Origin of the sequence: Rossellomorea sedimentorum, from assembly GCF_046237645.1 — a bacterium.
GTDB lineage: Bacteria > Bacillota > Bacilli > Bacillales > Bacillaceae_B > Rossellomorea > Rossellomorea sedimentorum.
On sequence record NZ_CP143546.1, the window covers coordinates 951,311 to 972,477 of the forward strand.

18 protein-coding genes are annotated in these 21,167 nt (G+C 42.3%); 12 read left to right on the top strand and 6 right to left on the bottom strand.

Features of this window, described 5'->3' with window-relative positions:
- Positions 1-66 precede the first annotated feature (66 nt).
- Positions 67-1,707: a M4 family metallopeptidase gene (locus V1502_RS04675; RefSeq protein WP_409253213.1), complete on the bottom strand. Its 1,641-nt coding sequence runs from the start codon at positions 1,705-1,707 to the stop codon at positions 67-69.
- A 436-nt stretch (positions 1,708-2,143) separates the two neighbouring features.
- On the opposite strand from V1502_RS04675, the gene V1502_RS04680 reads away from it, so the two are divergent.
- The gene (locus V1502_RS04680) at positions 2,144-2,566 is read left to right on the top strand and encodes an NUDIX hydrolase (protein ID WP_409253214.1); all 423 of its coding nucleotides are present in this window, start codon (positions 2,144-2,146) and stop codon (positions 2,564-2,566) included.
- Between the two features lie 457 nt (positions 2,567-3,023).
- On the opposite strand, the gene V1502_RS04685 is transcribed toward V1502_RS04680, so the two are convergent.
- Entirely contained in the window at positions 3,024-3,296 is a 273-nt protein-coding gene (locus tag V1502_RS04685) for a DUF1292 domain-containing protein (RefSeq protein WP_409253215.1), read from the bottom strand.
- 204 nt (positions 3,297-3,500) lie between these two features.
- Here V1502_RS04685 and V1502_RS04690 point away from each other — a divergent pair, with 204 nt between their 5' ends.
- Positions 3,501-3,800 carry a hypothetical protein gene (locus V1502_RS04690; RefSeq protein ID WP_409253216.1) on the top strand — a complete coding sequence of 100 codons (300 nt, stop codon included), beginning with the start codon at positions 3,501-3,503 and terminating at the stop codon, positions 3,798-3,800.
- A 129-nt stretch (positions 3,801-3,929) separates the two neighbouring features.
- Here the strand turns inward: V1502_RS04690 and V1502_RS04695 are convergent, their stop codons facing one another.
- Entirely contained in the window at positions 3,930-4,838 is a 909-nt protein-coding gene (locus V1502_RS04695) for a glycerophosphodiester phosphodiesterase (RefSeq protein WP_409253217.1), read from the bottom strand.
- 207 nt (positions 4,839-5,045) lie between these two features.
- On the opposite strand from V1502_RS04695, the gene V1502_RS04700 reads away from it, so the two are divergent.
- From V1502_RS04700 to V1502_RS04740, 9 genes are all read left to right on the top strand, one after another.
- Entirely contained in the window at positions 5,046-5,903 is an 858-nt protein-coding gene (locus V1502_RS04700) for an amidase domain-containing protein (RefSeq protein ID WP_409253218.1), read from the top strand.
- A gap of 64 nt (positions 5,904-5,967) precedes the next feature.
- Positions 5,968-6,447 (top strand): tRNA (uridine(34)/cytosine(34)/5-carboxymethylaminomethyluridine(34)-2'-O)-methyltransferase TrmL, encoded by a 480-nt coding sequence (gene trmL / locus V1502_RS04705; RefSeq protein WP_409253219.1) that lies wholly within the window; start codon positions 5,968-5,970, stop codon positions 6,445-6,447.
- A 682-nt stretch (positions 6,448-7,129) separates the two neighbouring features.
- The gene (nfsA, locus tag V1502_RS04710; RefSeq protein WP_409253220.1) at positions 7,130-7,879 is read left to right on the top strand and encodes an oxygen-insensitive NADPH nitroreductase; all 750 of its coding nucleotides are present in this window, start codon (positions 7,130-7,132) and stop codon (positions 7,877-7,879) included.
- Between the two features lie 380 nt (positions 7,880-8,259).
- Positions 8,260-10,155 (top strand): PrkA family serine protein kinase, encoded by a 1,896-nt coding sequence (locus V1502_RS04715; RefSeq protein ID WP_409253221.1) that lies wholly within the window; start codon positions 8,260-8,262, stop codon positions 10,153-10,155.
- Between the two features lie 1,220 nt (positions 10,156-11,375).
- The gene (gene yhbH, locus V1502_RS04720) at positions 11,376-12,542 is read left to right on the top strand and encodes a sporulation protein YhbH (protein ID WP_409253222.1); all 1,167 of its coding nucleotides are present in this window, start codon (positions 11,376-11,378) and stop codon (positions 12,540-12,542) included.
- Positions 12,543-12,698: 156 nt separating this feature from the next.
- Positions 12,699-13,721 carry a phosphotransferase enzyme family protein gene (locus tag V1502_RS04725; RefSeq protein ID WP_409253223.1) on the top strand — a complete coding sequence of 341 codons (1,023 nt, stop codon included), beginning with the start codon at positions 12,699-12,701 and terminating at the stop codon, positions 13,719-13,721.
- Positions 13,722-13,774: 53 nt separating this feature from the next.
- A complete protein-coding gene (locus V1502_RS04730) occupies positions 13,775-14,032 on the top strand; it encodes a hypothetical protein (RefSeq protein WP_409253224.1) in 258 nt (85 codons plus the stop codon).
- A 61-nt stretch (positions 14,033-14,093) separates the two neighbouring features.
- The gene (gene proC, locus V1502_RS04735) at positions 14,094-14,900 is read left to right on the top strand and encodes a pyrroline-5-carboxylate reductase (RefSeq protein ID WP_409253225.1); all 807 of its coding nucleotides are present in this window, start codon (positions 14,094-14,096) and stop codon (positions 14,898-14,900) included.
- Between the two features lie 589 nt (positions 14,901-15,489).
- Complete coding sequence (locus tag V1502_RS04740) at positions 15,490-16,344, top strand: alpha/beta fold hydrolase (RefSeq protein ID WP_409253226.1); 855 nt, start codon at positions 15,490-15,492, stop codon at positions 16,342-16,344.
- Between the two features lie 25 nt (positions 16,345-16,369).
- Here V1502_RS04740 and V1502_RS04745 read toward each other — a convergent pair whose 3' ends face one another.
- From V1502_RS04745 to V1502_RS04755, 3 genes are all read right to left on the bottom strand, one after another.
- The gene (locus tag V1502_RS04745) at positions 16,370-17,035 is read right to left on the bottom strand and encodes an SIMPL domain-containing protein (protein WP_409253227.1); all 666 of its coding nucleotides are present in this window, start codon (positions 17,033-17,035) and stop codon (positions 16,370-16,372) included.
- A 9-nt stretch (positions 17,036-17,044) separates the two neighbouring features.
- Positions 17,045-17,488 (bottom strand): collagen-like protein, encoded by a 444-nt coding sequence (locus tag V1502_RS04750; RefSeq protein WP_409253228.1) that lies wholly within the window; start codon positions 17,486-17,488, stop codon positions 17,045-17,047.
- Positions 17,489-17,919: 431 nt separating this feature from the next.
- Entirely contained in the window at positions 17,920-19,218 is a 1,299-nt protein-coding gene (locus tag V1502_RS04755) for an NCS2 family permease (protein WP_409253229.1), read from the bottom strand.
- 166 nt (positions 19,219-19,384) lie between these two features.
- Between V1502_RS04755 and V1502_RS04760 the strand changes: the two genes are divergently transcribed.
- Positions 19,385-21,046, top strand: a complete 1,662-nt coding sequence (locus V1502_RS04760) for a M20/M25/M40 family metallo-hydrolase (RefSeq protein WP_409253230.1) — start codon at positions 19,385-19,387, stop codon at positions 21,044-21,046.
- Positions 21,047-21,167 lie beyond the last annotated feature (121 nt).

The window sequence follows — 21,167 nt, forward strand, 5'->3', positions numbered from 1 at the left end:
TTTTACAAAGCAAAAAAAATGATCAGGCTGGATCCAGCCTGATCATTTTTATTATACGGTAAATTCTTAATAAACTCCTACGCTGTCCCAAGCAGATTTTACAGCATTATAAGTGGAACTTCCGCTTCCGTACAGGTCTGCTGCAGATTGCAGAAGAGAAGCACGTGCATAACTGAAGTCACTTGTAGGTGTCAGGTAAACGGTAAGGGCGCGGTAGTAAATTTTCTCTGCTTTCGCGTTGCCGACGCTTGTGACTGTATTATAGAAAGCTTTATTTGGGATACCGGAATTAGTATGGACTCCTCCGTTATCTGAAGTGGTGTTCACATAGTCATTCATATGTTCCGGCTGTCCATATTGTGACGGGTTGGAAAGACTGCGCAGGGCATCACCTGCTACGCCTGGTGTGTACACATCTTCACCCATTAAGTAATCAGCAGTATCGAGGAAGTAGCCGAATACATCGGAGAAGGACTCGTTCAAAGCGCCAGATTGATATTGATACTCTAACCCTGCAGTCCTTTCTGTTACAGCATGGGTGATTTCATGTGCCACTACATCCTTGGCACCTGAAAGTTCACGGAAAGTAGATCCGTCACCGTCTCCATAAACCATCTGAGAACCATTCCAAAAGGCGTTATTGTAATTGGAACCATAATGAACCGTGGAACGGATAGTTGCACCGTTATTATCATAGCTGTTACGGTTGTGCGTGTTTAAGAAGTAATCATATACATCTTCCGCATAAGCATGAGCGTCTACTTCTGCCGCTTGAGAATATGCTGTCCATGCGTTATTGCTGTCAACGGTATAATAACCGGGAAGGGTTGTCCCATTTTGTGCGGTACGTGTTTCGATAACGCCGCTCATTGGCTTGGTTACATCATATAAATAATAAGTACCATTTGCATAGTAAGTATTAAGCTGCTTGTAATCATCTTGTACACCGTACCCATAACCTGTAGTGGCTGCATCTGTAACAGCATTATACGCCTCAAGGACTTCACCGCTTACTGCGTCCACATAGATCTGCCAGTTTGCTCCGTAGGGCTGGATGAATTGAAGTTGTACTTTGTAAGCAAGATTGAATGCGCCATCTTTTTCATGTACTACCAAGTCTTTTTTTACATTTGTGTTTTTAACATCACTTTTCTTTGCAGCAGCAAAAGATTCTTCTTCCGGTGTTACTGTTTCAGCTTCATCTAGTTCGATATAATTCCATGCAAGATTTACAGCATCATCTTGAGTGATTTCCGCTTTCGATTTCTTCACTTTTTTTGAGGCTGACGGGTATAATTGCCCGGCAACTGCAGCAACAGAGTTGTCTTTATGTGTATGAACCGAGAAGATAGCTCCGTCGATTGGTACGCCTTTTACTGATTGGGCAAACTTGTAATGCTTCATACCCAGCTCATCTTCTGTCGATTCGAGCAGTGTCAGATCAGCAGAAGGGTCGATTCCCAATACTGACTGGTTTGCTTTAAGGAACTTTTTAACTTCCTTTTCATCTTTTGCTTTCGATTTTGAAAGTTTATCAGAGTAGAATTTTGGTTTGTCTTTTTGCTTATCCAGAATTTTTTTGGAGACTTCAAATTTAGAAGTATGATTGCTGGACATCGTCGATGCTAAAGAGGCTCCAGGCAATGCTGCGCTGAATACTAGAGAAGTGCCGAGTGCTAATGATACTAATTTTAATTTTTTTGACATATGTGTTTCTCCCTTCATCCATATAATCATGCATAATAGCTATTATCCAGTAACCCGCGTGGTCTAGTGACTAGTCTAACAAATAAGTATGTAAATACAATTTAAATGTTTTGAATATTCTGTACGTTTTTGGCGGTTTTGAGCCTTTTTGATTGTCTATCTTTTCAATGCTCTTTCTATCTGCAATTTTAGTTTTTTAGGCATATGTAAATAGTTATAAAATAAGGAAATTTTAGGGTTATCTGAGTGGGGTTAATATCATTTTAATGGGTGTTTTGGAAGTTATTTGTAGTTTTTCGTGGTACCTAGAGAGCGGTGCTGCTAAGATAGGATAACAGCAAAACACTTTATTCAGTCATCATAAGAAGCTGGAAAAAAGAGATGAGAAAACTAAGGTAACGACAGCTGTGTCATCTTAATTTAGTGGGGTGTGGATTTGAAAAGGGAAGATATTGTTTATGGTGTGATAATGGATGCTCAAAAAAAGAACGTACTTATGGTCAAAAATGTTGGTGGTGGATGGACCCTTCCTGGAGGGGCAGTTGAGAAAGGTGAGACACTTGAGGAAGCCCTCATTCGTGAAGTGAAAGAGGAGACCAACTTAACGATTGAAGTTGAGTCACTTCTTGCTGTCAACGAAGCTTTTTTCATTGGTAAAGATGTTCATCCGTTATTTTTCACTTTTAATACTAAAATGGTGGAAGGTAAAATAACCATTCCGGATCCAGAAGAAATAGAAGACATCCAATGGATGGAACTCGACATGGCTGAAGCACAGATGCCATATTTTCGCGAAGGAATAGAAGAGCTGCTAAAAGGAAGTCTTCGTTATACATTTCAAGGAAAGAAACTAAGTTAAAGCGTCATGAGACCAAAAAGGAGAAAAAAATCATGTTAGGGTGCCTCATGAACGCGTCATGAGACCAAAAAGGAGAAAGAAACCATGTTAGGGTGTCTCATGAAAGCGTCATGAGTCCAAAAAGGAGAAAAAAATCGTGTTAGGGTGTCCCATGAAGGCGTTATGAGTCCAAAAAGGAGAAAAAAATCGTGTTAGGGTGTCTCATGAAGGCGTTATGAGACCAAAAAGGAGAAAAAACTCAGATTAGGGTGCCTCATGAAAGCGCCATGAGACCAAAAAGGAGAAAAATATCAGATTAGGGTACCTCATGAAGGCGCCATGAGACCAAAAAGGAAAAAAAATCGTGTTAGGGTGTCTCGTGATAGCTTCAGGAAACTAAAAAAGAGAAGAAACTCAGCTTAGTTGTCTATGATTCAGAAAATAAACGTGAGCTCCAATTTAAGGGGAGCTCATGTTTTTATGACTGTTCTGGTTCAAGGTATTCTGTTCCTTCCACGGCAATCTGGTAGGCATCCAAAATGGAATCATAATCCTTCTCATTTTTTATTCTGACAAGGTACTGGTCATCGCCTTCTTCTTCGACTTTCATGACAACCGTATGATTGGTATTCTCTGATGTTAACATTGCGTAAGAACGACCTTTCATTTCGAATAAGGCTTCAACAGAATATTGCTCCTGTCTGCCATTTTCATCTTCTATCGTGATAATATCCCTGTACACATCATGCATCGCTTTTCTCACCCTTTTGTGAAAGTAGTCCTGTTTATCGTTTCCTTTCAGGTCAGGGTTCATGTGGGGGATAGCTTGAAAGATTATTCCAGAGAATTTTTTTCATGGTTAACCCACTCTGCTTTTTAGTCTAATCAAAGCAGAGGTGTTGCTGAAAAAAGGTAAGGACATACTAAGAGAAAATCTTAGTGAGGGGGAATGGGTGTGAAGGTGGACGACCAGGAAAGACATCAGCTGAGTCAGGCAATCGATCAGTTATCAGAAGGCCTGGATACTATCATTGAACTGTATAACGAATCAGTGGCTGATAAGCCGCTTCTTCAATTGACAGAAGAGAATGAAGAGTTATTGAGCAGGGCTGTCATCAAGTTTGGCGGGGAAGAGGTCAATGGGAAGGTAAACAAAGTCATAGCAGAACTCCTCGAATGGCTTCCGCTGGATGATGTGAGTACGGAAGAACCCGACGTTGAGGCTGAACAACAGGAAGAAAGCCTAGATGAATGAATCCTTCAGAGCCCTGGCTAAAAGAATCATGAAAAAACAGAGAACATGTTCTAATCTTCTCTGTTTTTTTATTGTTTAAGCCGTATTTTTGAGAAAGGCAATCTTTGTAGGATTAAAGGAGGAAGTAATTCACTTTTTGACAAAAAGCAAAGCCAGGAACGTAACGACACTGATGATGAGAGACGTTTTTTCAAATAATCCGTTTGAAGAATAATAATGTTCCGATGGGTAGTTCGTGATGATTCCGTTCACATTGAGGTTGCGTAAACTTCGTGCGGTTTTGGAATCTGAAACCGTCCAGGTAAATACATTGAGATTTCTCTCTTTAGCCTGCTGCATGAAACTGGCATCTACAAGGCTTGCTTTGGGATTGATAAAAGAGGCAAAGCCGTCAACGGCAAAAAGGTCTTCCCCTGAAGAGAACTCAGAAGTTCCAATAATGATACCGGTTGGGATGACAGGGAGTAATTCGTGGAATTCCTGAATGGATTGTTTGTCAAATGACTGCACAATAATGAGAGATGGTGAAACGCCAGCCGTCAACCTTTTGGTTAAAACTTTCGCCAGCTCCTCTTCGATATCAGGATATATAGAAGGATGTTTGAGTTCGATCAATATTCCGGTCCTGCCTTCATACCGGTCGAGAATCATTTCAAGAGAGGGAACTTTTTCTCCCTTGAACTTCGGGCTGAACCAGCTCCCGGCATCAAGGGCAGCAAGGTCTTCATAAGTCAGGTTCTTGATCCTTCCCGTGCCATTGGTAGTCCGGTCTACTGTCACATCATGCATGGCCACAAGCTCTCCATCCTTTGTCATCTGAACATCAACTTCAATATAATCCGCACCGAGGCTGACAGCCATATCAAACGCAGATAACGTATTCTCAGGGGCTAAGGCAGAAGCTCCGCGATGAGCCACAATCAATGTATCATCTTTTTTATCATTGGCAAAAGAACCTGTAATACCATTAAAAAAACAGAACACAATGAAACTTAGAAACAAAGAGAAAAAAATTTTGATGAGTTTTCCTCCTTTCAAGTTATTCAGCCCTTTCCCGTCTTTACCCATCTTGGAGGGGGCAATACACTTTCGTTGTCCCTTTACTATTAAAATATGCGGGAATGGGACAGATGGTCAGTGAAACGGGCTCCATATTTATTGTTTTATGCTTGTGTTCCCACTCAGAAATTAGTTTTGCCACACCTTCATTCATCATAGGTATTAATGAGAGAAGGAGGCTGGATAATGAGAAAGCACCTGATGGCAAGACTGGAAGAGAGAATCGGGAACTTCATTGATGGAGCAGGATCTGATAAAATTCAGCGAAAGAATGAATTACTGATGAGAAGAAATGGAGTAATCGTAAAAGTGGAAGGAAGGGGGAAGATTGAAAAAGTTGAAAGAGTAGAGGGTGGCAGCAGGGCAGATTATACTCTTCACCTGAAATACTTGATTAAACAAAAGGACCTCCTGCATATAGAGGAAGAAATTGAAACAAGGGAAGCTTTTTTTTATAGGGGTCAACTTGTCAGTGATGATGAACTTCCTGTCGACTACAGCCAGCAGTCTCAGCCGGAAATCAACTTCCGAGAACAGGGCGGGGAAAGAATCTCCTATCAATACGACCGGTTAAAAGCTGTACAGTACGCAGAAAAATGGTGGAACAGTTACAATCCAGCCTATAAACAATTTGACGTCGATTGTACTAACTTCATCTCCCAGTGCCTTCACGCAGGCAATGCGCCAATGAGGGGATATCCGGGCCGGGGAAGGGGCTGGTGGATGAGAGACAATAATTGGAGTTACAGCTGGTCTGTAGCAAATGCCCTCCGCTTGTACCTGCCCTCTTCCACTTCCGGTCTTAGAGCCAAAGAAGTCAGCGGTCCTGAAGAATTAAAGCTCGGGGATATCATTTGTTATGATTTTGAAGGAGACGGCCGGTACAATCATAATACAATTGTGACTGCCAAGGACGCCTATGGAATGCCGCTGGTCAATGCCCATACCACAAACAGCAGGCTAAGATACTGGAGTTATGAAGATTCCACTGCCTATACACCTGATATCACCTACAAGTTCTTCACCATTGTCGATGACCGCTAAAGTATTTTTCTTGGACCAAACAGTGGTATAATGTCACATAGAGTTTATTATCGAGGTGACGAATGTGGGTATACATGTAGTACTTTATCAGCCAGAAATTCCGGCGAACACCGGTAATATTGCGCGGACATGTGCAGCAACGGATACAACACTTCATTTAATCAGACCGCTGGGCTTTTCGGCAGATGATAAAATGCTGCGGAGAGCGGGACTTGATTACTGGCAGTTTGTAGAAATCATCTACTATGATTCCATTGAGGAATTCTTAGAAAAAAATGCAGGTGGAGAATTCTACTATTTAACAAAATACGGTGAAAATGTCCACTCCGGCTATGATTACAGCCATAAGGATAAGGATTATTTTTTCATCTTTGGAAGAGAAACAACCGGACTTCCGAATGAAATCATCCAAACTAATAAGGAGCGCTGCCTTCGTATTCCGATGAATCAGAATGACCGCTCCCTCAACCTTTCCAACTCGGCTGCAATCCTTATCTATGAAGCGTTGCGCCAGCAGGATTACTTGCAGTTGAATAAAAAATGATAAAAGGACTGGATGATTTCCGGTTCTTTTTTATTACTTGGTTTTTCGTAGGACTGTTTGAAGGAGGGGGACTTCAAGGTATTTTTTGGCGGTCGATTTTAGTTTAGATCTCCTTGAGGATGTGTTTCAAGGCACTCTTGGAGGTGAATTTGGATTTGAATGTCCTTGAGAATGTGTGTCAAGGCACTTTTGGCGGTCAATTAGGGTTTGAATGTCCTTGAGGATGTGTCTCAAGACACTTTTGGCGGTGAATTTGGATTTGAATGTCCTTGAGAATGTGTGTCAAGGCACTTTTGGCGGTCAATTAGGGTTTGAATGTCCTTGAGGATGTGTCTCAAGACACTTTTGGCGGTCAATTAGGGTTTGAATGTCCTTGAGGATGTGTCTCAAGGCAGTTATAGCGTTAAATTAGGGTTTGAATGTCCTTGAAGATGTGTTTGAGGGCAGTTATAGCGTTAAAATTGGGTTTGGATGTCCTTGAGGGTGTGTCTGAAGGCAGTTTTAGCGATCAATTTGGGTTTGAATGTCCTTGAGAATGTATCTGAAGGCAGTTTCAGCGTTAAATTAGGGATTGGATGTCCTTGAGGGTGTGTCTCAAATAAATCTGTCCAGTTCTTTTTATTTGCCTAGTAAAAGGGGGAGCCTTAACATAGAGGATATTATGATATGGGAGGTTTAGTTTATGAATTCAACAATAGAGACGATTTTATCCCATAAGTCAGTAAGGAAGTTCAAGGATGAGAAACTGACTAGAGAACAGATTGAAACTTTGGTGAGAAGTGCGCAAGCAGCCTCCACCTCCAGTATGATTCAGGCGTATACGATCATTGGAGTTACTGATCCCCGGAAAAAGGCGGAGCTTGCGGCCATTGCAGGAAATCAAAGCTATGTGGAAGAAAACGGTCACTTCTTTGTATTCTGTGCCGACCTTTACCGGCATGAGGTCATTGGGGAAAAGGAAGAAGCGGATGTAAATGAATCACTTCAAAGTACCGAAAAATTCATGGTTGCACTGATAGATGCGGCTCTTGCTGCCCAAAACGCAAGTGTCGCTGCCGAATCAATGGGCCTCGGAATCTGCTACATAGGCGGGATCCGCAACGATCTTAATGCGGTGTGCGAATTGCTTGAAATACCAGACAGAGTCATTCCTTTATTCGGTCTGGCAGTCGGAACTCCAGATGAAGATAATGATCTCAAGCCGAGGAGACCTTTATCACATGTCTATCATGAAAACACCTACAGATCGGACAAGGACATCGTGGCAAAAGAGCTGCAAGAATATGATGAAACGGTCTCGAAATACTATTCAGAGAGAACCAATGGTAAAAGAACGGATACCTGGTCTGCTCAAATGGCAAGAATGCTGTCAGCCAAAAAGCGCATGTATATGAAAGAGTTTGTTGAGAAGAAGAAGTACGATTTGAAGTGAACATGGAGAAAAAACAGATCCAATAAAAAAAGCCCCCCTGCCAACATCAGCAGGGGGCTTTCCGTTCAAGAATCAGTCTTTGTTTGTACCTGGTTTGTTATTATAACCAGCAGTGAAGATCGCTGTAAGGAATGCAGCACAAACGCCCAATATCAGAATTGTACCCATATATGTATTCCTCCTAAATCATTAATTCGTTGTCAATCCTTTTCTTAGTATAGCCTATTTCCCTGTTTATGTGAATGTTAACCTGCTATTTTTTCGGACAATATTTGAAAACTTTTCGAACATAAGGACAATTTTCTTTATTTAGCATGATTGTCTATCTAAGGGCATAGAGTATAATAATCGCTCTCAACAAGTGACAGGGGAGGTCCTTTATGGATATTTTAAAAAAAGTTGAAGGCTATCGAGTTGAAGAAGAAAAGTTGAAATGGGAAGGTACATTTGCAGATTACCTGGAAATTATCAAAGAGAGACCAATTGTAGCTCAGTCAGCACATTCACGTGTGTTCAATATGATTAAAGATGCAGGGGTAGAAGAAGTTAATGGTAAAAGAAAATATAAATTCTTCAGCAACCAGCTGTTCGGGCTTGAGGAAGCTTTAGAGAGGCTGGTTGAAGAATATTTCCATCCTGCCGCCAAAAGGCTGGATGTCAGAAAGAGAATCCTGCTTTTGATGGGTCCTGTCAGCGGTGGTAAATCAACTTTGGTTTCCATGTTAAAAAGAGGGTTGGAAGCTTATTCCCGCACAGACCGCGGGGCGATATATGCAATTAAAGGATGTCCGATGCATGAAGATCCGCTTCATTTGATTCCTCAGCATCTAAGGGGAGATTTTTTTGAAGAGTATGGAATCAGGATTGAAGGCAATCTTTCGCCGCTGAATACAATGAGAGTCGAAAAAGAGTACAGCGGGCGGATAGAAGATGTTTTGGTCGAAAGAGTATTTTTCTCCGAAGACAAACGGGTCGGTGTCGGTACCTTCAGTCCATCGGATCCAAAGTCACAGGACATTGCCGATTTGACGGGAAGCATAGATTTCTCCACCATTGCAGAATACGGTTCGGAGTCAGATCCACGTGCCTACCGATTTGATGGAGAATTGAATAAAGCGAACCGCGGGCTCATGGAATTCCAGGAGATGCTCAAGTGTGATGAGAAGTTTCTGTGGCACTTACTGTCTTTAACCCAGGAAGGTAACTTCAAAGCGGGAAGGTTTGCCTTGATTTCCGCTGATGAGCTGGTTGTGGCCCACACGAATGAAACAGAGTATAGATCGTTTATTTCCAATAAGAAAAATGAGGCATTGCACTCAAGGATCATTGTCATGCCTGTACCATATAACCTGAAAGTGACCCAGGAAGAAAAAATATATGAAAAAATGATCAGTGAAAGTGATGTTTCAGATGTCCACATTGCACCGCATACGCTCAGAGTAGCTGCAATGTTTACCATTCTGACCCGCTTGAAGGAGCCGAAACGCGGTGATATCGATTTAATCAAGAAAATGAGATTGTATGATGGTGAAAGTGTGGAAGGATTCAACACTGCGGATGTTGATGAGATGAAGAAGGAATACCAGGATGAAGGGATGAGCGGTATCGATCCGCGTTATGTCATCAACCGTATCTCCTCTACGATCATACGTAAAGAAATGTCGTCAATCAACGCGCTGGATGTCCTGCGCTCTCTGAAAGAAGGACTAGACCAGCATCCATCTATTACGCAGGAATTAAGAGAGAAATATTTAAACTTTATTTCCGTAGCGCGTAAAGAATACGATGATATCGCCAAAAAAGAAGTTCAAAAAGCATTTGTATATTCCTATGAGGAATCTGCGAAGACGCTTATGGACAATTACCTGGATAACGTTGAGGCTTACTGCAATAAAGCAAAGCTTCGCGATCCTTTGACGGGTGAAGAAATCAATCCTGACGAAAAATTAATGCGCTCCATTGAAGAACAAATCGGAATCTCCGAAAATGCGAAAAAAGCATTCCGTGAAGAAATCCTGATTCGCATCTCCGCGTATGCCCGTAAAGGAAAAAGGTTCGATTATAACTCTCATGACCGCCTAAGAGAAGCTATCCAGAAGAAGCTGTTTGCCGATCTTAAGGATGTCGTCAAAATCACGACGTCTTCCAAAACTCCGGATGAACAACAGTTGAAAAAGGTCAATGAAGTGGTAGCAAGATTGATTGATGAATACGGCTATAATTCCACTTCAGCCAATGACTTGTTAAAGTATGTTGGAAGCCTGTTGAACCGATAACTAAAACCGAAGAAAGAGCTGGCAGCCTCATCATGGGGCTGCCGGCTTTCTATTTAAATGATGCCTTAGAAGTGGAGAAATTAAGGTTAGGTGGTTAGTTGGTGGGTGGTATCATAGGGGGCATTTTTCGAGGATCCCCAAAACAGAACACGTTTATAACATTATCTTGGTCTGTGGTGTTGCAATATGTAAGAAATCAACTTCAATTAGGACTTCATTCTGGTCTGCGGTGAAGAATGATGTATGAAACCCACTCGGATAAGGCATCATTTTGGCTTGTGGAGATAAATCATGTAGGAAATCAGACACAATTAGGGCATCATCTTGAATGGCGGAGATGAATGATGTATGAAATCCACTCGGATTAGGGCATCATTACGGCTTGCGGAGATAAATCATGCATGAAATCAGACACAATTAGGGCATCATCTTGGTCTGCGGTGAAGAATGATGTATGAAATCCACTCGGATTAGGGCATCATTTCGGCTTGTGGAGATAAATCATGCATGAAATCAGACACAATTAGGGCATCATCTTGAATGGCGGAGATGAATGATGTATGAAATCCACTCGGATTAGGGCATCATTTTGGCTTGTGGAGATAAATCATGTATGAAATCAGTCACAATTAGGACATCATTCTGGTCTGCGGTGAAGAATGATGTATGAAATCCACTCGGATTAGGGCATCATTTCGGCTTGCCGGGATAAATTATGTAGGAAACCACCTCCAATTAGGACATCATCATAGCCTGCGGAGATAAAAGATGTAAGAATTAGCACATTTAGAACAACATATGTGCAAATCTATCTATGACTCTCAATGATATGTTAGATAGTTATTTAGGTACTGAATCTACAAATCAAAACTAATAATCTTTTTATCTCGGTGGTTCTCAGAAATTCAAAGTAAGATGAATTTTGCTTATGATACTTGTACAAAAATGTAACCCAGCCCATTTTTACTTTCTGTCTAATTTGACTCATAAGCAGCCTGTCCCTTTAATACTTATTTATACACACTGCATTAAAATTAGGGCTTGTCTATTTTATAGGTGAACGTACAATTGTCGAAATTATTTGTAAATTTATTGCCGGTTCTGCATAGTATAGAGTAATCAGCAATAGTTTTACTCTGCTGGTTTTTATTTTCAGCACTCGAGACAGTATATGCAGCCAGGTGTATCTTTGTGAAAATTAAATAAGGAGGGGAAATAAAATGAGTCAATTGGATAATCATCAGTTTGTGATTTCAGAGGAAGACTGGTCCCTCCACCGCAAAGGCTATGATGATCAGCAAAGACATCAGGAAAAAGTTCAGGATGCCATAAGAAACAACCTGCCAGATTTAATCTCCGAAGAAAATATCATTATGTCAAACGGCCGGGACGTTGTGAAGATACCTATTCGGTCATTGGATGAGTACAAAATCCGGTATAATCATGATAAGAATAAACACGTCGGGCAAGGGCAGGGAGACAGTCAGGTTGGAGATGTGGTAGCCCGGGACGGCTCACAGCAAAAAGGTCCTGGTAAAGGCCAAGGCGCAGGGGATCAGGCTGGAGAGGATTACTATGAAGCAGAAGTATCGATGATGGAAATTGAAGAGGCGTTGTTCAGCCAATTGGAACTGCCCAACTTGAAGAAAAAAGAACAAGATGTCCAAACGGTGGAGAATATAGAATTCAATGATATCCGCAAAACTGGATTAATGGGCAATATTGATAAGAAAAAAACAATGATGACAGCTTTTAAAAGAAACGCGATTAGCGGTAAACCGAGCTTTCATCCAATTTATCAGGAAGATTTGAAGTTCAGGACATGGAACGAAGTGTTGAAACCTGAGTCAAAAGCAGTTGTACTTGCGATGATGGATACGAGTGGATCGATGGGGGTCTGGGAAAAATATATGGCGAGGAGCTTCTTCTTCTGGATGACCCGTTTTCTCCGGACAAAGTACGAAACGGTGGAGATAGAATTCATTGCCCACCATACGGAAGCCAAAGTGGTATCAGAAGAGCATTTCTTCTCCAGAGGGGAAAGCGGCGGGACAATTTGTTCATCCGCCTACCGAAAGGCGCTGGAACTCATTGAAACGAAGTATCAGCCTTCCAAATACAATATTTATCCGTTCCATTTTTCAGATGGCGACAATTTAACCTCAGATAATGTCCGTTGTGTAAAACTGGTGGAAGAACTGATGAAGGTTTCGAATATGTTCGGGTACGGAGAAGTAAACCAGTATAACCGCCATTCCACTTTGATGAGTGCTTACAAAAATATCAAAGATGAACAGTTCAGGTACTTTATTTTAAAACAAAAAGCAGATGTATTTCATGCAATGAGGAGCTTCTTTAAAAAAGAAGAAAATAAGATGTACGCATAAAAGACAGGGAAACCTGTCTTTTTCGTTTTTGCTTTAGCGCTTTAAACCACTAAGAGGGACTGTCCCTCTTAGTGGTTTAAAGCGCTGAAGTGCGGAAGGGAAATGGCTTCCGCTGGCGAATGTATAGGTGAGATAAACTATGGGGTGAGAGATATAATGGAAAAGTGGGTCGAGGAACTTTTTAACGAAGATATCCTAAAGAGAGCTGCTGATTTTTTTGATAGTGATAGTTCAAACGCGAAGAGGCTCGGGGACTTTGAAAACTATGTTTTTGAGGTACATAAAGGCGGCGAACCTTATATCCTCCGCCTGACACACAGTTCCCACCGAAGCAAAGAGCAGGTCGAGGCAGGGCTGGAGTGGGTCAACTTTCTTCATTCTCAAGGAGTGAATGTCTCGCTTGTCAGTCATTCTAATGACGGCAAGCTTGTAGAAGAAATCCCTGCAGGCGAATCATTCTTCTATGCCTGCCTGTTTGATAAAGCACCGGGAGTACCGGTCCGTGTGAAATCTGACCTGATGGCTCCTCCACTCTATAAGGAGTGGGGCAGAACGATTGGGAAAATGCACAGGGTTACAAAAAATTATCAGCAAGCGGGTACGGCAAGGGAGCATTGGCATGAAGACGATCTGCTAAAGAATATGAGCAGCTATCTCCCGGAAGAGGATTCCGATATCGTGCGGAAGGGGAAAGAGCTCATTGATACGCTTCTTTCTTTACCAGCAGATCAAGAGGAGTATGGGCTGATTCACTCGGATATCCATTCGGGCAATTTCTTTTACCAGGATGGAGAAATCCACGTTTTTGACTTTGATGACAGTTCCTATCATTGGTTTGTCAGTGACATAGCGATTCCTCTGTACTACTTCACGTGGGCGAAGGCGGGCGGAGAAGGCCTTCAGGAACGATCCGTACATGGAGAGGGGTTCCTCATTCATTTCTTAAAAGGGTATTATAGCGAAAACAATCTTGCAGATGTGTGGATCAAAAGAATTCCTCTGTTCTTGAAACTGAGGGATATCACTCTCTACTCGGTCTTTCACAAGAAGTTTGATATGAGCAGCTTATCAGAATGGGAAGCGGGGGCCGTCAAGGGGATAAGAACACGCCTTCTAAAAAATGAGCCCATGGTCAGCCTGGACTATGAAAATATTTTAGCTAGGGTGAAGAATGAATAAGCATCTCGGGGGTAGATGAATAATAACAACACTTTTGAGTCCTGGGTGATGGGGTGTCCACTGCCAAAAAGGTGACATTTGTGATTGCCAATGTGTTCATCGGAATTTTATCTTTCTATTTATATATTTATGTGTGGCTTAACATGGAGATGGGTGCGGGAACAGCCATTCCTCCTCTTTGGAGTATCCTGGCCAGCCTGGCAGTCTTCTTCATAATGAACTTACTTTTGCTGAGGCGATTTCTTGTAAAGGAATGGCTTTCAGCATTGGGGATTGCTCTTGGCTCCGCTCTGCTTTTTGCCTTTTCTTGAATTGGCGGGCTTGTTATAATACTGTAGCAATAGTGATATATTTAGCACAGGATGTGAGAGAATGGAAAAGAAAATAGGTTTTATTGGTAGCGGCAGCATGGCAACGGCCATTCTGGGAGGTCTCCTTACATCAGGGATTGCTCAAGCTGAAAATATTATTGCTAGTGCCCTGACAGAAAAAACGGTCACCAGCATCAATCGTGAGTACAAGATTCGAACCACTAGGGATAATATTGAGGTGGCGGCAACAGCCGACTTTCTTTTTCTTGCGGTAAAGCCGGATCAGTATGCGGGTGTCATTGAGGAAGTGAGAAATCATATCCAGGAGAGCACCATCGTCATTACCATTGCGGCGGGCGTGACGCTGGACTCAATGGGCAAACAGTTTGGGGACCGGGTGAAAATCGTGCGTACGATGCCTAACACACCATCCCTGGTTGGTGAAGGAATGAGTGCATTATGTCGGAATGAAAATGTATCGGATGCTGAAATGGAAGAGGTCCTTGAGCTTTTTGAAAGCTTCGGAAAGGCTGAGGTGCTTGAGGAGTATTTGATGGATGCCGTTCCTGCGGTTAGCGGATCCTCTCCGGCTTATGTATTCATGTTTATAGAAGCTCTTGCAGATGGAGCTGTGAAACAGGGGATATCAAGGGAGAAGGCTTATAAAATGGCAGCTCAGGCAGTTTTAGGTGCTGCCAAGATGGTGCTCGAAACAGAAAGTCATCCGGGAGAGTTGAAGGATGCGGTATGTTCTCCAGGTGGAGCGACCATTGAAGCTGTCAGCACGCTGGAAAAAACAGGATTTCGTGCCTCTGTTTTGTCCGCAATGGAAAGCTGCTATAAAAAATCGTCCAATATGATTGATTAATATGAAATAAGGGATTTCCTGGCTAACAGGAAGATCCCTTTTTTATGAGTAAAATATGTAGGTACGCTTAAGGAAGGTAAGCTAAGAAAACTGCCAGCACCCGTCTTGGTGTAAGGTATCGTCTATAGCATTTTTGTTTTTTTTTGAGCAGGGTGGATGAACTTCTGAATATGCAAGGTGAATATCTTGTCCCGTCTTCTTTTAACTTGTTGGTGTAAGTCTGTAAGTGAAGGTTTGAGGGTGATAATGAACCTTCGCTCTGAGCTGTGGGAGGTTTTTAGGGTTTTAAAGACTTAATGGTGAGCGGTATGGAATGAGGCTTGTTGATTGAAATGAAGCTGGCAACATAGGAAAATGAATGGTCTTTTACTTTGGTATTTTGTTTAAAGGAAATAATCTTTTCAGGTTGAAGGAAAAGCAGCTTGAATACCGAATCGTAAAATATAGATATTCCAGCCTAATTGTTTTCATCAATGGCTGTTATGAAGTGAAGTACCAAAAAAGTTTAAAGAATTAGGGACTCACTACGGAATCTTTACTATCGTTGAAATGGTTTTTCTTTTTTTACAGGATAGAAGGAGAGCAGGGTATGAAAAACAAGCAAATAAATATAGAGGGACAAACGGTCAGTTATTACGAGTATGGCGAGAAGGAAAAGCCTGCGTTAGTGTTGCTCCATGGAATGGCTGGCAGTGCAATTTATAGTTTTTATGAATTAGCCGAACTTCTGGCAGATGAGTTTCGCCTTATTTTGATTGATCAGCCTGGTCATGGCAAAACCACTGCTTTCTTGAAAGAAGAAGACTATCTTTTTTCCAACTTGGCTGTTTGGTATGACAAAGTATTGAAAAATTTGCTGAATTCCCCATTTTATCTGGTCGGACATTCTTGGGGAGCTGACTCAGCCCTTCACTATACCAAGACTTTTGGAAAGAAAGTTAAAGGACTGATCTTACTGGATGGGGCTGTGACGTTTCCCCATTTTCAGGAAGAAATGACGCAGGAATTCACCTTTAAGAGCTGGGAAAAATATATGAACGAAGCTGTTTATGAAACATGGAGCGATGCGATTGGTGAATTTAGGTTATATACAAAGAATTGGAATTCCCATAAGGAAAAAACTTTAAAAACCATTTTACGGAAGGGTGAAAGGTATAATTTAATTACTTCTAAATTTACCATCTTATCTATAATTAAAGGATTTTTTTCAGAGCCTTTTTATGCTGTGTATCCTCATATACATACACCTGTATTACTGCTGCTTGCGGAAAATCCTCATGAATTGAAAGCTGCAAGGGAAAAAGGGGTAATGGAGTTGCAAAAAAATATAGAGGATGTCACCGTAATCAGCATCAAGGGGACCGGCCATATGCTTCATTGGGATGAACCTGGGCAAGTTGCATGCTTAATCAGGGAGTGGATAAAAATAAATCCCCACAAATAGAAAAAACACCGTCATGGTGTTTTTTCTATTTCATCAATTTATACTTGACCGTCAACCTTGCAGTGATTCCTACTTCGCCGGGCTGTACGGGGGCTGTGCTTTCTGCTGCCAGGACGTAGGCTTTACCGGGTCGCGGAATCATCGGTATGCTGGTTTCCTCGTTGATTTCAATGGGCAGTGGGTTCAATGTGGCACCAGCAGACCGCGCAAGAACCTCTGCTTTTTTTAATGCATCCTCATAAGCTTTTGACAAGGCTCTCTGGTAATAAACTTTTGGTTCGGCTATGGTAAATTCGACTCGTTCAATGATATTGGCCCCGCTCCCTACAGCATCATCAATGACTTCTCCAATCTTTTCTATTTTCCTGATTTTCACGGAAAAAACCTGCCTGACCTCATACCCTTTGAACATCTGCTTGCCATCAATGTAGTCATACTGCGGATAGATTTGGTAGGTGGAAGTTTGAATATCCCTCTCGGCGATGCCGTTTTGTTTGAAGGAGTTTAAGATAGCTGTGCTGATCTCATTATTTTGACGCTGGGCTTCAGTCAGTTCCTTATCGCTTGTTAACACCCCTATCTGGGCTAAAGCCATATCAGGTTGAACATCAATCGTTTTTTCCCCAGTTACTGTGACGGTCCGGCTGCTCTTCTTTTCTGTCTGGTTTCTAAAAGGTTGTTGATAATACATGGACATCACCTAAAAACACTGGAAGGAACGGATTCTCCGCAGGTCGGTTCCAAAGTATACCCATGTGAAGCCGGTCCATCTGAATCCGGAAATGGAACGGCGTCCAAGGAATACAGGATAGAACCAGAACTGCTGTCCGCCTCTCAGCCAGATATAAGTAAATCGGAACAAGCATCCCCGTATGGCCCCTGGATCCACTGCAAAAGTGGTGGCTCCTTGACTACTAACAGTAAGTGTCTGTGCGGAAGCCTGTGATGGTGTAAAAGAAGGCGGAGGACCTGTTGGAGCTTGCATCTGTCCCTGCCCGGTTCCTGGCGGTGTTGAAGGGAATCCAGGAAAACCAGGAAAACCAGGGAACCCTTGGCCGCCTCCACCTGGCGGGAAGGAAGGGAAAGCTGATCCGCCTTGGCCGGGAGGAAACCCAGGGAATTGCATTTGGCGAGAAAAAAACATATAAAATACCCCTCTCAAATATAGTCATTTTTACTATATGCAGAGGGGCATATCCGGGTACCTGGCTTCAATAAGTGTGTGCTTAGATCATTGGAAAGCTCAAGCATATATGCTTTTTAACATAATGTCAGGAGGAACAAATAGTTCCTTTAACGGCATTTCAATCATTTCTCCGGGTTCCTTAAGAGTTAATTGATCGCAGGGATACTGAAGTCCAGGTCATCTGAATGACTCCCATAACCAAGGACTGAGAGGAATTTGTCGAACCGGGCTTTAATGTTTTACAGTGCTAAAAGGGACAGTCCCTCTTAAGGTGGTAACGCGTTAAAGCACTAAGAGGGACTGTCCCTCTTAGTGCGGTGGTGTGCTAAAGCGTCATAACAAAATACGGCCTGGACTCCTTAAAAGGAATCCAGGCCGTATTGCATTTATTAATGAGGCAGGAAGGTTAGTTGGTATAAGAATAGGACAGCGAACAGGTATACAAGCGGATGCACTTGTTTTCCTTGTCCTTTGACGAGCTTTAACAGCGGATAGGAAATGAATCCTAACGCAATTCCGGTAGCGATACTTGATGTTAACGGCATGCTGAGGATGATCAGGAATGCAGGGAATGCTTCATCCAGTTCTCCCCATTTAATATGGGCGATGCTTCCCATCATCAGGCTGCCGACAATGATCAGGGCAGGAGCCGTGATGGCAGAAATACCTGAAACCGCACTGACAAGCGGTCCGAAGAATGCCGCAACGATAAATAGAATGGACACAGTCAACGTAGTCAGACCTGTTCTTCCACCAGCAGCCACCCCTGCAGAAGATTCAATATATGCTGTGGTCGGACTGGTACCGAACATAGAACCAATGGTAGTACCTGCAGAGTCCGCAAGAAGTGCAGCTCTTGCCCGCGGCATTGATTTCCCTTTCATCAAACCGGCCTGCTCGGCAACACCGATCATTGTTCCTGTTGTATCAAAAATAGTAACAAGCAGGAAGGAGAACACGACTGCGTACAGGCTGTGCTGAAATACGTCAGCAAATGCCGTAACTGGATTTGCGACTATCAAACCCTCTGGAAGGGAAGGAAGTGCAGCCACTCCTTCAAACTTTAATTCTCCTGTAAAAAAGGCAATAACGCCTGTGACAATCATTCCAAGAAACAGAGCGCCATGGACATTTCGCACCATCAAAACCAATGTGACGGCCAGGCCAATCAAAGCCAATACGGCAGAGGATGAATGAAGATCTCCCAACGCTACCAGGTTCTCAGGATGGGAGGTGATGATTCCTGTAAGACGTAACCCGATAAACGCAATGAATAATCCGATACCGGCAGTGATGCCGTGCTTTAAGTTTTCAGGAATCGCTTCAATCAGATTTTTCCTGAATGGTGTCAGAGATAAAATAACAAAGATGATACCAGCAACAAATACTGCTGCAAAAGCAGTTTCATAAGAAATATTTTCATTGACCCCGACGACTGAATACGTGAAATAGGCATTCAACCCCATACCAGGCGCAATCGCGATCGGATAGTTGGCAAACAGGGCCATCCACAATGTACCCACGACTGCTGAGATAATGGTCGCTGTGAATACCTGTTCAAATGGTACGCCCGCATCAGCTAAAATGACGGGATTAACAATCACGATATATACCATTGTTAAAAAGGTCGTAATACCTGCGATGATTTCAGTTTTAACATTTGTGTTGTGCTCTTTTAATTTAAACATAGAGAAACCTCCAAAAAGACGAACGATTTTTAAACACAAATTCTATAATATTCGCTTATTCGATTTTTTTCAAGAGGCATAAGAAAATCTTTGTAATTTTTTAAACGTCATCACTTCCAAAGGAAAGGTGACTTCGATAAGATGATATCAACACAGTAATGAAAGGATGTTTCAGGACGTGTACAGTCTACTTCAAGGGAAGTCAACTCATGAACAAATTGAGTTATTAACCAAAAGCCTTGTAAAAAATAAAAGTTACAATAATACTGAGGGCGAAAAAAGCAAGGCCCTGCAAATCAAGGAAATCATTGAATCCTATCCCTATTTTCAACAGCATCCAGAAAATCTATGGATCCAATCCTTGCCGGATGACGAGCATGGCCGCTTCAATGTTTTTGCAAGGGTCAGCGGGAAATCAAGAAGAACTTTGCTGTTTCATGCCCATCTCGATACAGTAGGCACAGACGATTTTGGCATACTGAAAGAACATGCCCATGATTCTGATTTTTTGGAAGCGTTTTTTTCGGAATACGAAGCTGATGAAAAAGTGAAGGAAGATGCGAGGTCAGGAGAATGGCTGTTTGGCAGGGGAGCACTCGATATGCAAAGCGGGATTGCAGTCCATTTAGCCAACCTTCTATACTTTACGGAGCCTCAGGAAGAGTTGGAAGGAGACCTTCTGTTTCTGTTCAATCCGGACGAGGAAAGTGAACATGCCGGAATGATTTCTGCCATAGATGAATTGTACCGCCTTAAGGAAGAAGGAACGCAGTTTTTGGCTGCAATCAATAATGATTTTATTTCACCGGTCTACGATGGTGACTGCAAAAGATACATTTACACAGGGGCTGCCGGGAAGTTGCTGCCATGTTTCTATATTTCAGGGAGAGAAGCACATGTCGGGGATATTCTAACTTCCATCGATCCGACACGGATTGCCTCTCTCATTAACTTGAAGGTTAACCAGAATATTGACCTGCTCGAAGACATAGAAGGGGAGTTTGTTCTTCCGCCCTCCTGCCTTTATTTTAAAGACAAAAAAACAGTATACAATGTGCAGACGCCGCTGGAGACCAGGATGTATTTCAATTACTTCGTTTATGAAAAGACATCGAAAGAAGTACTGGAAGATCTTTTGAAAATCTCAGAGGAGTCTGTGAACGAACTGGAAAGCTCTTCAAAAGAGAAATACGAAAAATATCGCAGCCTTCATGGTTTCCCGGAAAGAGAAGTTTCCTGGAAAGTGGAAGTGACGTCATTTGAGGATTTTGTGGAAGAGTTAAAAGGCAAAGGCTTGGACCCTGAAGTGGTAATGAAAGAAACTTTCTCAAAAATGAAAGGTGAAGACAACCGCGAAATAGCCTTTTCGATTGTTGAAGCATTGCAGCAGCTTGATCCGGACAAAACACCAAGGGTCATTGTGTTCTTTGCCCCGCCATTCTTACCGCATAATTACCTGAGCGACGAGAATGAGTATGGAAAGAAAGTAAATCAAGTATTAAAAGATTGTTTGAAAAAAACCGCAGAAGATACGGGAGAAGAATTTGAACTGAAACGATTCTTTCCTTATCTGGCCGATGGAAGCTTTTTATCGCTTCATGAAAGTGATGAAGACATCGAGGCTTTCAAGGACAATATGCCGATGATCGAGTCCTTGTATCCTGTACCCATAGACCGGATCCGGGAGCTCAATATCCCATCCATCAATATTGGAGTATATGGACGAGACGGACACCAATGGACAGAAAGAGTCTACAAGCCCTATTCCTTCTCCACTCTTCCTGGAATAATCAGAGGAGTTGCGAATGAGCTTCTGAAAATCACATGATGACCATGCAGCTGGCAGCTTTGTTTGTCAGCTGGGGATCTGGCAGGTATAAATGGGCCAATGAGACATTGAGTTCATGAGGAAGTTGGTCCTGCAGGGTGAAGAATGGACCAATTAGAAA

What these genes read in the sequence shown, in the direction of transcription:
- V1502_RS04685 (WP_409253215.1), bottom strand. Translation starts at nt 3,296, where the DNA reads ATGCATGATGTGTACAGGGATATTATCACGATAGAAGATGAAAATGGC.
- V1502_RS04740 (WP_409253226.1), top strand. Translation starts at nt 15,490, where the DNA reads ATGAAAAACAAGCAAATAAATATAGAGGGACAAACGGTCAGTTATTAC.
- V1502_RS04760 (WP_409253230.1), top strand. Translation starts at nt 19,385, where the DNA reads ATGTTTCAGGACGTGTACAGTCTACTTCAAGGGAAGTCAACTCATGAA.
- V1502_RS04745 (WP_409253227.1), bottom strand. Translation starts at nt 17,035, where the DNA reads ATGTATTATCAACAACCTTTTAGAAACCAGACAGAAAAGAAGAGCAGC.
- nfsA (WP_409253220.1), top strand. Translation starts at nt 7,130, where the DNA reads ATGAATTCAACAATAGAGACGATTTTATCCCATAAGTCAGTAAGGAAG.
- proC (WP_409253225.1), top strand. Translation starts at nt 14,094, where the DNA reads ATGGAAAAGAAAATAGGTTTTATTGGTAGCGGCAGCATGGCAACGGCC.
- V1502_RS04715 (WP_409253221.1), top strand. Translation starts at nt 8,260, where the DNA reads ATGGATATTTTAAAAAAAGTTGAAGGCTATCGAGTTGAAGAAGAAAAG.
- V1502_RS04755 (WP_409253229.1), bottom strand. Translation starts at nt 19,218, where the DNA reads ATGTTTAAATTAAAAGAGCACAACACAAATGTTAAAACTGAAATCATC.
- V1502_RS04750 (WP_409253228.1), bottom strand. Translation starts at nt 17,488, where the DNA reads ATGTTTTTTTCTCGCCAAATGCAATTCCCTGGGTTTCCTCCCGGCCAA.
- V1502_RS04725 (WP_409253223.1), top strand. Translation starts at nt 12,699, where the DNA reads ATGGAAAAGTGGGTCGAGGAACTTTTTAACGAAGATATCCTAAAGAGA.
- V1502_RS04700 (WP_409253218.1), top strand. Translation starts at nt 5,046, where the DNA reads ATGAGAAAGCACCTGATGGCAAGACTGGAAGAGAGAATCGGGAACTTC.
- V1502_RS04675 (WP_409253213.1), bottom strand. Translation starts at nt 1,707, where the DNA reads ATGTCAAAAAAATTAAAATTAGTATCATTAGCACTCGGCACTTCTCTA.
- yhbH (WP_409253222.1), top strand. Translation starts at nt 11,376, where the DNA reads ATGAGTCAATTGGATAATCATCAGTTTGTGATTTCAGAGGAAGACTGG.